The 15094-nt window shown below is 70.7% G+C and carries 13 protein-coding genes; 9 read left to right on the top strand and 4 right to left on the bottom strand.

The window, feature by feature from the left end; translation table 11 throughout:
- From ACH4F2_RS03660 to ACH4F2_RS03645, 4 genes are read right to left on the bottom strand one after another with little or no spacing between them, the layout of a single operon-like run.
- Nucleotides 1-969 (bottom strand): NADH-quinone oxidoreductase subunit H, encoded by a 969-nt coding sequence (locus ACH4F2_RS03660; RefSeq protein WP_398131047.1) that lies wholly within the window; start codon nt 967-969, stop codon nt 1-3.
- On the bottom strand, nt 966-2528 hold the full coding sequence (locus ACH4F2_RS03655; protein ID WP_398131046.1) for an NADH-quinone oxidoreductase subunit C: 1563 nt from the start codon (nt 2526-2528) through the stop codon (nt 966-968). The genes ACH4F2_RS03660 and ACH4F2_RS03655 overlap by 4 nt, the downstream gene beginning before the upstream one ends.
- A complete protein-coding gene (locus ACH4F2_RS03650) occupies nt 2525-3208 on the bottom strand; it encodes an NADH-quinone oxidoreductase subunit B (protein WP_398131045.1) in 684 nt (227 codons plus the stop codon). The genes ACH4F2_RS03655 and ACH4F2_RS03650 overlap by 4 nt, the downstream gene beginning before the upstream one ends.
- A complete protein-coding gene (locus ACH4F2_RS03645; protein ID WP_398131044.1) occupies nt 3199-3654 on the bottom strand; it encodes an NADH-quinone oxidoreductase subunit A in 456 nt (151 codons plus the stop codon). Before ACH4F2_RS03645 ends, ACH4F2_RS03650 begins: the two co-directional genes overlap by 10 nt.
- A gap of 187 nt (nt 3655-3841) precedes the next feature.
- On the opposite strand from ACH4F2_RS03645, the gene ACH4F2_RS03640 reads away from it, so the two are divergent.
- The 9 genes from ACH4F2_RS03640 to ACH4F2_RS03600 all read left to right on the top strand — a co-directional run bounded on the left by ACH4F2_RS03640 (nt 3842) and on the right by ACH4F2_RS03600 (nt 15070).
- Nucleotides 3842-5071: a sensor histidine kinase gene (locus tag ACH4F2_RS03640; protein ID WP_398131043.1), complete on the top strand. Its 1230-nt coding sequence runs from the start codon at nt 3842-3844 to the stop codon at nt 5069-5071.
- Nucleotides 5072-5265: 194 nt separating this feature from the next.
- Nucleotides 5266-6633, top strand: a complete 1368-nt coding sequence (locus ACH4F2_RS03635) for a sensor histidine kinase (protein WP_398131042.1) — start codon at nt 5266-5268, stop codon at nt 6631-6633.
- Nucleotides 6634-7143: 510 nt separating this feature from the next.
- Nucleotides 7144-7803, top strand: a complete 660-nt coding sequence (locus ACH4F2_RS03630) for a LuxR C-terminal-related transcriptional regulator (RefSeq protein ID WP_398131265.1) — start codon at nt 7144-7146, stop codon at nt 7801-7803.
- 290 nt (nt 7804-8093) lie between these two features.
- Nucleotides 8094-10031: a 2-oxoacid:acceptor oxidoreductase subunit alpha gene (locus tag ACH4F2_RS03625; RefSeq protein ID WP_398131041.1), complete on the top strand. Its 1938-nt coding sequence runs from the start codon at nt 8094-8096 to the stop codon at nt 10029-10031.
- Nucleotides 10024-11103 (top strand): 2-oxoacid:ferredoxin oxidoreductase subunit beta, encoded by a 1080-nt coding sequence (locus tag ACH4F2_RS03620; protein ID WP_398131040.1) that lies wholly within the window; start codon nt 10024-10026, stop codon nt 11101-11103. The genes ACH4F2_RS03625 and ACH4F2_RS03620 overlap by 8 nt, the downstream gene beginning before the upstream one ends.
- Nucleotides 11104-11328: 225 nt before the next feature.
- Entirely contained in the window at nt 11329-12183 is an 855-nt protein-coding gene (locus tag ACH4F2_RS03615) for an SDR family oxidoreductase (RefSeq protein WP_398131039.1), read from the top strand.
- A 115-nt stretch (nt 12184-12298) separates the two neighbouring features.
- Entirely contained in the window at nt 12299-13339 is a 1041-nt protein-coding gene (gene rarD, locus ACH4F2_RS03610) for an EamA family transporter RarD (RefSeq protein WP_398131038.1), read from the top strand.
- A gap of 47 nt (nt 13340-13386) precedes the next feature.
- The gene (locus ACH4F2_RS03605; RefSeq protein WP_398131037.1) at nt 13387-13863 is read left to right on the top strand and encodes a VOC family protein; all 477 of its coding nucleotides are present in this window, start codon (nt 13387-13389) and stop codon (nt 13861-13863) included.
- A gap of 217 nt (nt 13864-14080) precedes the next feature.
- Complete coding sequence (locus tag ACH4F2_RS03600; RefSeq protein WP_398131036.1) at nt 14081-15070, top strand: M28 family metallopeptidase; 990 nt, start codon at nt 14081-14083, stop codon at nt 15068-15070.
- Nucleotides 15071-15094: the final 24 nt, after the last annotated feature.

The following is a 15094-nucleotide window of genomic DNA, read 5'->3' as shown; positions in this document are numbered from 1 at the left end:
TTACTGGATCACCACCTTGACGATGCCGGTGAGGGCGATCTGGGCGAGGGAGAGGGGGACGAGGAGGGTCCAGGAGAGCTTCTGGAGCTGGTCCTCGCGCAGGCGCGGATAGGTCACGCGTAGCCAGATCACGACGAAGGCGAGGACGGCCGTCTTCAGCAGCGTCCACACCCAACCGAGGCCGTCGGAGCCCCAGGGGCCGTGCCAGCCGCCCAGGAAGAGGACGGTGGTCAGGCCGCACAGGACGACGATCCCGGCGTACTCGGCGAGGAGGAACAGGGCGAAGCGCAGGCCGGTGTACTCGGTGTAGGCGCCGAAGATGATCTCCGAGTCGGCGACCGGCATGTCGAACGGGGGCCGTTGCAGTTCGGCCAGCCCGGCGACGAAGAAGACGATCGCGCCCACGATCTGCCAGGGCAGCCACCACCACTCGAAGGCATCGAGGATGCCGACGAGCGAGACCGTGCCGGCCGCCATCGCCACGGAGGCGGCGGTGAGCAGCATCGGGAGTTCGTACGCGAGGAGCTGGGCGGCGGTGCGCAGGCCGCCCAGAAGGGAGAACTTGTTGGCGGAGGACCAGCCGGCCATGAGCGAACCGAGGACGCCCACGCCCATGACGGCGAGGACGAAGAAGATGCCCGCGTCGACGACCTGACCGACCGCGCCCTCTCCGGGGCCGATGGGGATGGCCAGGAGAACCAGGAGGTACGGCAGGAGGGCCACAGCGGGGGCCAGTTGGAAGATACGGCGGTCCGCGTCGGCGGGGACCACGTCCTCCTTCTGTGCGAACTTCACCCCGTCCGCGACGAGCTGGGCCCAGCCGTGGAAGCCGCCGGCGTACATCGGGCCGAGGCGGCCCTGCATGTGGGCCATCACCTTGTGCTCGGTCTGGCCGACGATCAAGGGGAAGGTGAGGAAGACGACGAAGACGATCAGGAGGCGCAGGGTGACGTCGAGCGCGTCGTTCACTGCTGGCCTCCTGAGGAGTTCGGGCGGTTCGGGTTCTGGTTCTGGTTCTGGGTCTGGGTCTGGGTTTGATCCTGGTTCTGGGTCTGGTTGGTACCGGGCTCGTTCGGAATCTCCGTGGCTTCGGGAGCCTCGGGGTTTGGAGCCGCCTCGGGGTTCGGGGACGCCTCGGGGTTCGGGGACGCCTCGGCGTCCGGGGTCGTGTCCGGCTGCCGTTCCTTCGCGCGACGCGACTCAGACGCTGCCTCGTCAAAGGCAGGGCGGGCGTGATGCCACGGGGCGTCCGGGCTGCGGGGGGCGGAGGGGGCCGGTTGCGGGGCCGGTTCCTCGGCGGTCGGGGAGGGAGCGGTGTCGTCGCCGGCTGGGATGGCGGGGCCGACGGCCAACTCGTCCGGCGTCTCAGTGCCGGAGGCGGAGGGGGTGTCAGGGGTTGAGGGTGTGCCGGGGGCTGCGCGCCGGCTCGCTGAGCCCTCCGACGCGCTCCGGGTGCGCCGGGAACCCGCGGTGCCGCCCGATCCGGCCCGCTGCGACGCCGAGTCCTCACCGGCGTCGCGCGCACGTCCAGTCGGCGGGGCAGCCGCCCCGGCACCGTCCAGCCCAGCCGAGCCCTGTTCGACCGATCCCTGCCCCTCCGAGCCCTGCCCAGCCGAGCCCTGCCCAGCCGAGCCCTGCCCAGCCGAAGTCGCCGCGGTGGGCTCGTCCGCCGGGGCGCCCGCCCGCTGGGAGGCGGATCCCTCGCTCGCGCTCCGCGCACGCCTGACCGGCGGGGCAGCGGAGGACTCGGCGGCCGGGGGCGTCTGACTGGCGGAACCCTCCGCCGCCGTGCGGGAACGGCGCGGAGAGGCCGGGGTGTCGGCACCGGCTGCCGTCTGACTGGCGGAGCCTTCGGTGGCCGTGCGGGACCGGCGGGCCGGTCGGTCGCCTGCCGCCCGGGCCGGACGTTCCCCCGCCGCACGCCCTGCCCCGCGTGCCGGGCGCCCAGGAGCGGGGGGCAACTGGCCCTTCAGCGGGCCCCACTCGTTGGGATCGGGGACGCCCGGCGGCAGCATCTGGCGGCGCCGGGGACCGCCGTGATCGGACTCGCCCGGCTCCTTGGCCCCGGGCCAGGCCTTGGCCACGCGGGCGGCGAGGACGAAGTCCTTCCGCAGGGGATGGCCCTCGAAACCCTCCGGCAGGAGCAGGTGGTCCAGCGCGGGGTGGTCCTCGAAGACGACGCCGAACATCTCGTGGGTCTCGCGCTCGTGCCAGGCCGCGCCCGCGTACACCGCGACGGCGGTGGGCAGCACAGGGGCCTCGTGCGGCACCGTCGTACGCACCAGCAGTCGGCGCACCGGCCCGAGAGCCGCGACATGCGCCGCGACGCGAAAACCCGTGCCCGGTTCGTCGACCGCGCTCAACCAGTCGAAATACGTGCAGCCCAGCCGGTCACGGGCGGTCTCCAGGGCGGAGATCCAGGACGCCGGTGGCACGTCCACGGTGAGGAGGTCGTACGTCTCCTCGGCCGTGGCCCCGGTACCGAAGAGTTCCTCGGCGTCGGCGGGCAGCCAGCCGACCGCGGTCATCGTGCCTCCCCCGAGTCCGAGGCCCGGTCCACGGCGGAGTCCGGGGCGGGGGCGGCGTCGGCGTCCGGTGCGGGGGCGGCGTCGGAACCGGCGGCGGCGTCAGGAGCCGGAGGTCGCACCAGGCCGCTCCGCAGTGCGGCCGCCGACGGCCGCGGTGCGCTCCCGTACCGCTCCCCCAGCGACTCCCGCGCGATCTTCTCCTGGAGCTTCAGGATCCCCTGGAGCAACGCCTCGGGCCGCGGTGGGCAGCCGGGAACATAGACGTCGACCGGGATGATCTGGTCCACACCCTTCGTCACGGAGTAGGAGTCCCAGTAGGGGCCGCCGCAGTTGGAGCAGGCCCCGAAGGAGATGACGTACTTCGGCTCGGGCATCTGTTCGTACAAACGCTTGACGGCCGGCGCCATCTTGTCGGTCACCGTGCCCGAGACCACCATCAGGTCGGCCTGGCGGGGGCCCGGCGCGAACGGGATGACGCCGAGCCGGATGAAGTCGTGGCGGGCCATCGACGCGGCGATGAACTCGATCGCGCAGCAGGCGAGGCCGAAGTTGAAGACCCAGAGGGAGTAGCGGCGGCCCCAGTTCAGGACCACCTTCATCGGCTCGGGGGCGAGGCGGGCGAGCGCGCCCAGCCTCTTGGGCTCGGGGAGCGGCACGGGTCCGGAGGGGTTCACGTCCACGACAGGACGCCCTTCTTGTATGCGTACAACAGCCCTACGGCGAGGAAGCCGAGGAAGATGAACATCTCCACGAGGGTCGTCGCGCCGTAGCCGGGGTCGGCGAAGACCGTCGCCCAGGGGAAAAGGAAGATCGAGTCGACCGCGAAGATGACGTAGAGGAACGCGTAGACGTAGTAGCGGACCTGGGTGTGGGCCCAGCCCTCGCCGACGGGGTCGACACCGCACTCGTACGTCAACAGCTTCTCGGGCGTCGGGACCACGGGCCGCAGCAGGCGCCCGGCTCCGAAAGCGACGGCGACGAAGAGCACGCCCACCACGGCGAGCAGTCCGACGACCGAGTAGGACTGGAAATAGTCTGCGGCGAGCCCGACGCCCGCGTCGGAGACGGTGGCGTCAGCGACGGTCACATGGCCGGCGCTCACATCGCCGACGGTCGGTTCCGGCACCTGCGTCCCTCGCTCCCTGTCCTGAACGCTGCTGTTCGACGATCTGTACGCACGGGAGTCTAGGGCCTGATAAAGGGACGGTAAGCAGCCCGTCGCACCTTGAGACGCGAGGGGTGGGGTTTTCCTCAGTGCATCCCGGCGGTCCACCTCATGGCGCGGCGCCGCACCGCACGGCACGCTGACTCGTATGACCGAACGCCTCTCGACCACGACCCCCGCCAGGACCACCGGCGCAGCGACCGGTGACCGCCTGCCGCCGGCCCGTTTCGCATACGACCGGCACACCTGGAAGGAGATCGCCCACCTGCTGGCGAACTTCCCGGCGGCGCTGCTCGGATTCAGCTACGTCATGGTGATGCTGTCCGTCGGCGTCGGGTTGACGGTCACGGTGGTCGGGCTCCCGCTGCTGGCGGCCGGGCTGCTGGGCGCGCGACAGCTGGGCAAGCTGGAGAGGGCGCGGGCCCGGGCGCTGCTCGGGGTACGGGTGGACGAACCGAGCCGGCTGCCGTGGCGGAGCGGGGACGGGTTCTTCGCACAGTTGTGGATGTCGTTGAAGGACCCGGTGGGCTGGCGCACCGTCCTGTACGACGTCATACGGCTCCCCTGGGGCATCCTCACCTTCGTCATCACACTGACGTCGCTGTTCGTGCTGTGGCCGGTGCTGCCGTTCGTCGCGCGGGGCCTGGCCAACGCCGACCGGGCGATGGTCCGCGGGCTGCTGTCCCCGTCCGACGAGCTGGAGCGGCGGATCGCCGAGCTGGAGTCGGACCGGGGGATCGTTGTGGACACGGCGGCGGCCGACCTGCGGCGCATCGAGCGCGACCTGCACGACGGGGCACAGGCCCGCCTGGTCAACCTGGCCATGGGACTGGGCCTGGCCAAGGAGAAGCTCCTGGAGGACCCCGACGCGGCGGCGGCCATGGTCGACGAGGCGCACGGCGAGGTGAAACTGGCCCTGCAGGAGCTGCGGGACCTGGCGCGCGGCATCCATCCCGCCGTCCTGACCGACCGCGGCCTGGACGCGGCGCTCTCCTCGGTCGCCTCCCGCTGCACCGTGCCGGTCAAGGTGACCGTCGACCTCGCGGAGCGCCCCGCGGCGGCCATCGAGGGCATCGCCTATTTCACCGTCTCGGAGCTGCTCCAGAACGTCAGCAAGCACAGCGGGGCGAAGTCCGCGTCCGTGGAGGTGTGGCGGTCGTCCGACCGGCTGCTCATACAGGTGGGGGACGACGGCCGCGGGGGCGCACGCCTCGACGGCGGTACGGGGATGAAGGGCCTCGCCGACCGGCTGACAGCCGTCGACGGCATCTTCGTCGTCGACTCGCCCGAGGGCGGCCCGACAGTGGTCACGGCCGAGCTGCCGTGGCGCGACCGCGAGGGCGTCCGGGACGCCTCCCGCACCTCCGCCAGGAGGTGACGGGCACGAGGAATCCGACCACGAGACAGCTGACGTGGACCGCCCGCCCCTTCCGACTCCCTGCTCCCCACCTCTGGGGGGTGGGGAAAACCCCCCTCTTCAGACGCCGACGAGCTCCATGGCCCGTTGGCGTGCGGCCGAGGAGGGTGGAGTTACGACAGCACAGCCGTAGGACGAGGAGAAGGACGGCACCGATGGCCACGGAACACGCACAGAGTTACGGGTTCGGGAGCGGGCCCGGCTTCCCCGGGGGCACCGGTGCGCGACGCCACCGGCTGCCGGCGGGGCTGCGGGCACCGTTCGAGGCACGCAGTTGGCGGGAGTTCGGCTACGTGCTGCTGAGCCTGCCGATCAGCGTTCTGCTCTTCACGTACGCCGTCACCATGGTGTCGCTGGGAGCGGGCCTGCTGGTGACGTTCCTGGGGGTCCCGGTGCTGGCGGCGGCACTCGCCGGGTGCCGCGGTCTCGGCGCGGTGGAACGGGCGCGGGCCCGCGCCCTGCTGGGTCTCAAGGTGTCCGCCCCGGAGCCGCTGCGGCTGAAGAAGCAGGGCGCGATGGGCTGGATGGGAGCCGTACTGAAGAGCGGCACCTCCTGGCGGAGCCTGCTGTACGCGGTGCTGCAGTTCCCGTGGTCGGTGTTCTCGTTCGTCGTCGCCGTCAACGTCTGGGCGTTCGGCTGGGCGATGCTGACGTACCCGCTGTGGTTCTGGGTCTTCCCGATGTACGCCGGCCAGGACGGGCTCCAGCTGTACGGCGACCAGACGCACCGCATCTACCTGGACAACCCCTTCGAGATCACCGTGACCGCGCTGGTCGGACTGCTGTTCACGCTGGCGACGCCGTGGATCGTCCGGGCGCTGACGACGGTGGACCGGCTGATGGTGCACGGGCTGCTCGGACCGTCGCGGCTGGCGACGCGGGTGGTGGAGCTGGAGTCGGACCGCGGCGTCGTGGTGGACACGGCGGCGGCCGACCTGCGGCGCATCGAGCGTGACCTGCACGACGGAGCACAGGCCCGCCTGGTCAACCTGGCCATGGATCTGGGCCTGGCCAAGGAGAAGCTGAGGGAGGACCCGCAGGCGGCGGCGATCATGGTGGACGAGGCGCACGGCGAGGTGAAGACGGCGCTCCAGGAGCTGCGGGACCTGGCCCGGGGCATCCATCCCGCCGTCCTGACCGACCGGGGCCTGGACGCGGCGCTCTCCTCGGTCGCCTCCCGCTGCGCCGTACCGGTGCGGGTCGAGGTCGACCTGGTGGAGCGCCCGGCGTCGGCGATCGAGGGGATCGCGTACTTCACGGTGTCGGAGCTGCTGCAGAACATCAGCAAGCACGCGCGGGCCACGTCGGCCGCCGTGGAGGTCTGGAGGGTGGAGAACCGGCTGATGCTCCAGGTCGTGGACAACGGTGTGGGCGGGGCGACCGTGTCGGCCGGGTCGGGGCTGGCGGGGCTGGCGGAGCGGCTCGACGCGGTGGACGGCATCCTCGTGGTGGACTCGCCGGCCGGCGGACCGACGCAGGTGACGGCGGAGCTGCCGTGGCGGAGCGAGCCGGTGGCCAGGTGAGCCGCCGCGTGACCGGCCGCTGAGGCCCTCACGACGCGGACGCCACGTCCGTCAGCACCGCACCACGCCACGTCCTCGCGTCGCCACGTCCTCGCGTCGCCACGTCCTCGCGTCGCCACGTCCTCGCGTCGCCACGTCCTCGCGTCCGCCATGACGTGCCGTACCGTGCCGCGCCACATCCGCACCGTGCCGTGACGTGCCGAGCCCTGCTGTGTCCGTGCCGTGCCACGTCCGTGCCGTGCCGTGCCGTGCAGCACCATGTCGCGCAATCGACTGGAAACGCCGGCGCCCTCTCCCCCGGGAGCCGGCGGCGTGATCGGAAACCGGCCATCAAGCGGCCGGACCCGGACTGACGCACCGCTCTTCCCGCTGTCTTCCCGTTGCCCGAACCCATCCGGTCTCCGATGGTGGAATGCTGGACCTGTCGCACGGACGGTTCGTGGGCGCGGCGCGGGCCGCGCGGGCCGTGCGGCGACGGGCTGTGGGGGGCCGAGGATCGTGGAGGACAGGGTGCGGGTGGTCATCGCCGAGGATTCAGTGCTGCTCAGAGAGGGGCTGACCCGGTTGCTGACGGACCGCGGGCACGAGGTGGTCGCCGGTGTCGGTGACGGTGAGGCACTGATCAAGACCATCACCGAGCTGGACGCGCAGGGCGAGCTGCCGGACGTCGTGGTGGCGGACGTACGGATGCCGCCGACACACACCGACGAGGGAGTGCGCGCCTCGGTGCAGCTGCGCAAGGCGCACCCCGGCCTCGGCGTACTGGTGCTGTCGCAGTACGTGGAGGAGCGCTACGCGACGGAGCTGCTGGCCGGTTCCAGTCGCGGCGTCGGCTACCTGCTCAAGGACCGGGTGGCCGAGGTGCGGGAGTTCGTGGACGCGGTGGTACGCGTGGCGCAGGGCGGTACGGCCCTGGACCCGGAGGTGGTCGCGCAGTTGCTCGGGCGCAGCCGCAAGCAGGACGTCCTCGCGGGGCTGACCCCGCGCGAGCGGGAGGTTCTGGGCCTGATGGCCGAGGGCCGGACGAATTCGGCGATCGCCAGGCAGCTCGTCGTGAGCGACGGCGCCGTCGAGAAGCACGTCAGCAACATCTTCATGAAGCTGGGGCTGTCCCCCAGCGACGGTGATCACCGTCGGGTGCTCGCCGTACTCACCTATCTCAATTCCTGACATCGGGCAGCCCGCACCTCGGAAACAGCGGTCGGGCGCGGCGGCCCGCCGCCCATCCGGACGCATGAGTAACCGCGGCAACAGCAGGGTGCGTCTTCACTGAAGTCACCAGTGCCGGGGGGTGCCGGGGTGTGGGAGAACCCTGGAATGCCGGGGCTGCGGGCCATCTCGAGTTGTGTCCATCATGCGAATGTCCACCGGAAGTCAACCCCCCCGGACGTAGGGTTGATCCTGGGACGTTCGGTGCGAGACCAGTCCTCTGACAGCCGCCTCGAGGGAGGTCCAGTTCAGTGACCAGCCAGGTCAGCAGCCCAGCGGAGCAGGCCGACGGAACCGACGAGACCGTCATGGGAGCGCAGCGCAAACCGGTCGGGGCGAAGGACGTCCGCCGGCTGGACCGGGTGATCATCCGGTTCGCGGGGGACTCGGGCGACGGGATGCAGCTCACCGGCGATCGTTTCACCTCGGAGACCGCGTCGTTCGGCAATGACCTGTCGACGCTGCCGAACTTCCCGGCCGAGATCCGCGCACCCGCCGGCACCCTGCCGGGTGTCTCGTCGTTCCAGCTGCACTTCGCCGACCACGACATTCTCACCCCCGGTGACGCGCCCAACGTGCTGGTCGCCATGAACCCGGCCGCGCTGAAGGCGAACATCGACGATCTGCCGCGCGGTGCGGAGATCATCGTCAACACGGACGAGTTCACCAAGCGGGCGATGCAGAAGGTCGGTTACGACACGTCGCCGCTGGAGGACGGTTCCCTCGACGGCTACCACCTGCATCCGGTGCCGCTGACCACTCTGACCGTCGAGGCCCTCAAGGAGTTCGACCTCACTCGCAAGGAGGCCGAGCGCAGCAAGAACATGTTCGCGCTCGGGCTGCTGAGCTGGATGTACCACCGGCCCACCGAGGGCACGGAGAAGTTCCTGAGGGCCAAGTTCGCGAAGAAGCCCGACATCGCCGCCGCGAACATCGCCGCGTACCGGGCGGGCTGGAACTTCGGTGAGACCACGGAGGACTTCGCGTTCTCCTACGAGGTGGCTCCCGCGGTCACGGCTTTCCCGCCGGGCGTGTACCGCAACATCTCCGGGAACCTGGCCCTGGCCTACGGCCTGATCACCGCCTCCCACCAGGCCGACCTGCCCCTCTTCCTCGGTTCCTACCCCATCACCCCCGCGTCGGACATCCTGCACGAGCTGAGCCGGCACAAGAACTTCGGCGTGCGGACCTTCCAGGCCGAGGACGAGATCGCCGGCATCGGTGCCGCGCTGGGGGCCGCCTTCGGCGGATCACTGGCCGTCACCACCACCAGCGGCCCCGGCGTGGCACTGAAGTCCGAGACGATCGGGCTCGCGGTCTCGCTGGAGCTGCCGCTGCTGGTCGTCGACATCCAGCGCGGCGGCCCCTCCACCGGCCTGCCCACCAAGACCGAGCAGGCCGACCTGCTGCAGGCGATGTACGGGCGCAACGGCGAGGCGCCGGTCCCCGTCGTCGCCCCGCGCACCCCGGCCGACTGCTTCGACGCCGCTCTGGAGGCGGCGCGGATCGCGCTGACCTACCGCACCCCGGTCTTCCTCCTCTCGGACGGCTACCTGGCCAACGGCAGCGAGCCGTGGCGGATCCCGGAGCCGGGCGAGCTGCCGGACCTCGCGGTGCAGTTCACCCAGGCCCCGAACCACACCTTGGACGACGGCACCGAGGTGTTCTGGCCGTACAAACGCGACCCGCACACCCTCGCCCGCCCCTGGGCCGTGCCGGGCACCCCCGGGCTGGAGCACCGGATCGGCGGCATCGAGAAGCAGGACGGCACCGGGAACATCTCGTACGACCCGGCCAACCACGACTTCATGGTCCGCACCCGCCAGGCGAAGATCGACGGCATCGACGTTCCTGACGTCGTCGTCGACGACCCGGACGGGGCGAGGACCCTGGTCCTGGGCTGGGGTTCGACGTACGGGCCCATCACCGCCGCCGTGCGCCGGCTGCGCAGCGCGGGGGAGGCGATCGCGCAGGCGCACCTGCGTCACCTCAACCCCTTCCCGCACAACCTCGGCGCGGTGTTGAACGGGTACGACAAGGTCGTGATCCCCGAGATGAACCTGGGCCAGCTCGCCAGTCTCGTCCGGGCCGAGTACCTGGTCGACGCCACGTCGTACAACCAGGTCAACGGCATGCCGTTCAAGGCGGAACAGCTCGCCACGGTCCTGAAGGAGGCCATCGATGGCTGAGACGTCCACGGAAGGCACGGGCACGATCGAGGCGCTTTCCCTCGTCCCCAGGGCAGAGGGCAAGCAGTCCATGAAGGACTTCAAGTCCGATCAGGAAGTGCGCTGGTGCCCCGGCTGCGGCGACTACGCCATCCTCGCCGCCGTACAGGGCTTCATGCCCCAGCTCGGCCTGGCGAAGGAGAACATCGTCTTCGTCTCCGGCATCGGCTGCTCCTCCCGCTTCCCGTACTACATGAACACGTACGGGATGCACTCCATCCACGGCCGCGCCCCCGCCATCGCCACCGGACTGGCCACATCCCGCCGCGACCTGTCCGTCTGGGTCGTCACCGGCGACGGCGACGCCCTCTCCATCGGCGGCAACCACCTGATCCACGCCCTGCGCCGCAACGTCAACCTCAAGATCCTGCTGTTCAACAACCGGATCTACGGCCTGACCAAGGGGCAGTACTCCCCCACCTCCGAAGTCGGCAAGATCACCAAATCGACCCCGATGGGCTCACTGGACGCGCCCTTCAACCCGATCTCCCTCGCCATCGGCGCGGAAGCCTCCTTCGTCGCCCGCACCGTCGACTCGGACCGCAAACACCTCACCGAGGTCCTGCGCCAGGCCGCCGAACACCCCGGCACCGCCCTGATCGAGATCTACCAGAACTGCAACATCTTCAACGACGGCGCCTTCGAAGCCCTCAAGGACAAGCAGCAGGCCGAGGAAGCCGTGATCCGCCTGGAACACGGTCAGCCCATCCGCTTCGGCACCGACGCGGGGAAGGGCGTCGTCCGTGACCCGGCCACCGGCGACCTGAAGGTCGTCACCGTCACCGACGGCAACGAAGCCGACATCCTGGTCCACGACGCCCACGCCGCCTCCCCCACCACTGCCTTCGCCCTCTCCCGTCTGGCCGACCCCGACACCCTGCACCACACGCCCATCGGTGTGCTGCGCTCCGTCGACCGGCCCGTCTACGACACCCAGATGTCCGACCAGCTCGACCACGCCATCGAGAGGGACGGCAAGGGCGACCTCGCGGCCCTGCTGGCCGGCGGCGACACCTGGACGGTCGTCGGCTGAGACCGAGGGCGGTTCACACCCGGAAAGAGGCCCGGACGGATGCGTCCGGGCCTCTTCCCATGCGGCTACAGGCTCAGCTCATCGGCTGACTTGTCCAGTCGACTTACCCAGCCGACCAGCTGACTTACCCAGACGTAGGTACCTTACTTAGAAGTGGGCACTTTCCAGCAGTTAGCGTAGCTCCTATGGTGAGTGACATCGCCCCCCGCAAGGAGTACAGAAGTCATGAGCATCGTCATCACCGGAGCCACCGGAAACCTCGGCCGCCACGTCGTGCGGCAACTGCTGGAGAAGGTGCCGGCCGACCAGGTCACCGCGGTCGTCCGCGACCGCGACAAGGCCGCCGGGCTCGCCGCCCGAGGCGTACGGCTCGCGGTCGCCGACTACAACGCCCCCGAGACCTTCGCCAGCCTGTTCGGGGCCGGTGACCGGGTGCTGCTGATCTCCGGCAACGAGTTCGACAAGGGCCGCGTCCAGCAGCACACGGTCGTGATCGACGCGGCCCGGAAGGCCGGAGTCGCCCTGCTCGCCTACACCAGCGCCCCCAGCAGCCTCACGGCCGCGCTCGCCGACGACCACCGCGCAACGGAGAAGGTGCTGGTCGACTCAGGCGTGCCGTACGTGCTGCTGCGCAACGGCTGGTACCACGAGAACTACACCGAGCAGCTCGCCCCGGTCCTGGAGCACGGTGCCGTCGTGCAGGCGGCCGGCGAGGGCCGGCTCTCCTCCGCCTCCCGCGCCGACTACGCGGCCGCCGCCGTCGCCGTACTGACCGGCGACGGCCATGAGAACAGGACGTACGAGCTGGGCGGCGACGAGGCCTGGAGCTTCACCGAGTACGCGGCCGAGCTGAGCCGGCAGACCGGCAAGGAAATCGTCTACAACCCCGTCTCCACCGAGGCGTACACCGGCATCCTCACCGGCGCGGGACTGCCGGGTCCGCTGGCCGCCGTCCTCGCGGGCGTGGACGCCGCCATCGAGAAGGGCGAGCTGGTCGTCTCCACCGGTGACCTGTCCCGGCTGGCCGGGCGCCCGACCACGCCGCTCGCCGAGGCCGTCGCCGCCGCACTCAAGAGCTGACCTCCACAGCACCCGCCGCCCGCCTGTCATGACCGTATGCCGATACGGGCATGACAGGCGGGCGGGTGCGGCGTTACCTTCGTCCTGGCATGCCGTACGCGAGAAGGAGGTGCCCGTGGCCGGGTCGTCGAGGAGTGAGCAGCGAACAGGCCTGGTGAACGGCTTCGCGGCGTACGGGATGTGGGGGCTCGTTCCGCTGTTCTGGCCGCTGCTGAAGCCCGCCGGAGCCGGGGAGATCCTCGCCCACCGGATGGCGTGGTCCCTGGTTTTCGTCGCCGTCGCCCTGCTCGTCGTACGGCGTTGGGCCTGGGCCGGCGAGCTGCTGCGGCAGCCGCGCAGGCTCGGCCTGGTCACCGTGGCCGCCGCCGTCATCACCGTCAACTGGGGCGTCTACATCTGGGCCGTGAACAGCGGCCATGTCGTCGAGGCCTCCCTCGGGTACTTCATCAACCCGCTGGTCACCATCGCGATGGGCGTGCTGCTCCTGAAGGAACGGCTGCGGCCCGCACAGTGGGCGGCTGTCGGGACCGGCTTCGCGGCCGTACTCGTCCTCGCCGTGGGCTACGGCCAACCGCCGTGGATCTCCCTCTGCCTCGCCTTCTCCTTCGCCACGTACGGCCTGGTGAAGAAGAAGGTCAACCTCGGCGGCGTCGAGTCGCTGGCCGCCGAGACAGCGGTCCAGTTCCTGCCCGCGCTCGGCTACCTGCTGTGGCTGGGCGCGCAGGGTGAGTCGACCTTCACCTCCGAGGGCTTCGGGCACTCGGCGCTGCTGGCCGCGACCGGTCTGGTCACCGCCATCCCCCTGGTCTGCTTCGGGGCCGCGGCGATCCGCGTGCCGCTCTCCACACTGGGGCTGCTGCAGTACCTGGCCCCGGTCTTCCAGTTCCTGCTCGGCATCCTCTACTTCGGCGAGGCCATGCCGCCCGAGCGCTGGGCCGGCTTCGGTCTGGTGTGGCTGGCACTGGCACTGCTCACCTGGGACGCCCTGCGCACCGCCCACCGGACCGCCCGGACCCTCCGGGCGCGGCTCGACCGGGCGGGCGACGGCGTGCCGCCGGTCGAGGGGAGCGCCGCGCGGGCATCGGAGGTCGTGGCATCCGGAGCGCCTGCCCCCGCCACCTCCGGAGCGGGCGTCCAGGTGCGCGGTCCGCGGTGAGCGTGAAGAGGGCGTCCAGCAGAGCCCGCACGCGTATAAAAGGTCGTATGACTTCGACTCCGGGTACGACTCCCGCTCCGTTGCACTTCAAGGTCGTCATCGACGCCTCCGCCCCGCACGCGCAGGCGGACTTCTGGGCCGCGGCCCTCCACTACGAGGTGGAGGACAACAGTGCGCTCATCGAGAAGCTGCTGGGGTTCGGGGCCGTACCGGCCGAGCTGACCGTCGAGTCCCACGGCCGCCGCGCCTGGCGGGACCTGGCCGCCGTTCGGCACCCAGACGACCCCTATCAGGAGGAGAGCGGCACCGGGCTGGGGCGGCGGCTGCTGTTCCAGCGCGTGCCGGAGGCCAAGACCGGCAAGAACCGCATCCACCTCGACGTGCACTCCGCCGAGGGGCGGCGCGCGGAGGAGGTCGCCCGGCTGGAGGCGCTGGGAGCGAGCGTGCTGCGGCACGTGAAGGAGCCGGGCGGGGAGTGGGTGCTGATGGCTGACCCGGAGGGGAACGAGTTCTGCGTCCACTGAGAGGCGACCGAGGGGGCGATGCAGGGCGCGATCAGGGGCGCGATCAGGGCGCGGTCAAGAGGGACGATCAGAAGGCACGATCAAGAGCTTCCGATATACGCGACACCGTGGCCGGATAACGGTCTTGACGGACGGTCAGCCCCGGCCACACCATCCAGGCACCCCATTCACTGCGGAGTCCCCCTCGGGGACTCCCTAGGAATCCGGAGCCCCCCACATGAAGCTCCCCCTTTCCGGGCGTGCGCTGACGGCCGGTGCCGTCGCGGCCGCCACGCTGGTGACCGGCGGATCCGCGGCCGGCGCGGCACCCGCGCCCGAGCACCCCGCCTCCCAGCACCCCGCGGCCGCCTCCGGACCGGCGGCCGTCGCCGCGGCACCCGACATACCGATAGCCAACGTCAAGGCCCACCTGACGCGGCTGCAGTCGATCGCCACGGCGAACGGCGGCAACCGAGCCCACGGCCGCTCCGGCTACCAGGCCTCACTCGACTACGTGAAGGCCGAGCTGGACGCGGCCGGATTCACCACCACCGTCCAGCGGTTCACCGCCTCCGGCCGTACCGGCTACAACCTGATAGCCGACTGGCCCGGCGGTGACGCGAACCAGGTTGTCATGGCCGGGTCACATCTGGACAGTGTCTCGTCCGGCCCGGGCATCAACGACAACGCCTCCGGCTCCGCGGCCGTCCTGGAGACCGCGCTCGCCGTGGCCCGGTCCGGCCACCAGCCCGCCAAGCACCTGCGTTTCGCCTGGTGGGGTGCGGAGGAACTGGGAATGGTCGGCTCCCGCCACTACGCCAACAGCCTCGGCTCCGCGGGCCGCGCGAAGATCAGCGGCTATCTGAACTTCGACATGATCGGCTCGCCCAACGCCGGCTACTTCGTCTACGACGACGATCCCACGATCGAGAAGACCTTCAAGGACTACTTCACCGGCCTCGGCATCTCCACGGAGATCGAGACCGAGGGCGACGGCCGCTCCGACCACGCTCCCTTCAAGAACGCGGGCGTCCCCGTCGGCGGCCTCTTCACCGGCGCCGACCACCGGAAGACGACCGCGCAGGCGGCCAAGTGGGGCGGCACCGCGGGCCAGCCGTTCGACCGCTGCTACCACTCGTCCTGCGACACCACCGCCAACATCAACGACACGGCGCTGAACCGCAACAGCGACGCCATCGCGTACGCGATGTGGGAACTGTCGCAGTAGGACTCACATCCCGGGCGGGCCGCC

Origin of the sequence: Streptomyces sp. NPDC017890 (assembly GCF_044328675.1) — a bacterium.
In the GTDB taxonomy this organism is placed as follows: domain Bacteria; phylum Actinomycetota; class Actinomycetes; order Streptomycetales; family Streptomycetaceae; genus Streptomyces.
The sequence above is the reverse complement of the archived record's forward strand: the minus strand, read 5'-3'. Positions and strand labels throughout refer to the sequence as shown.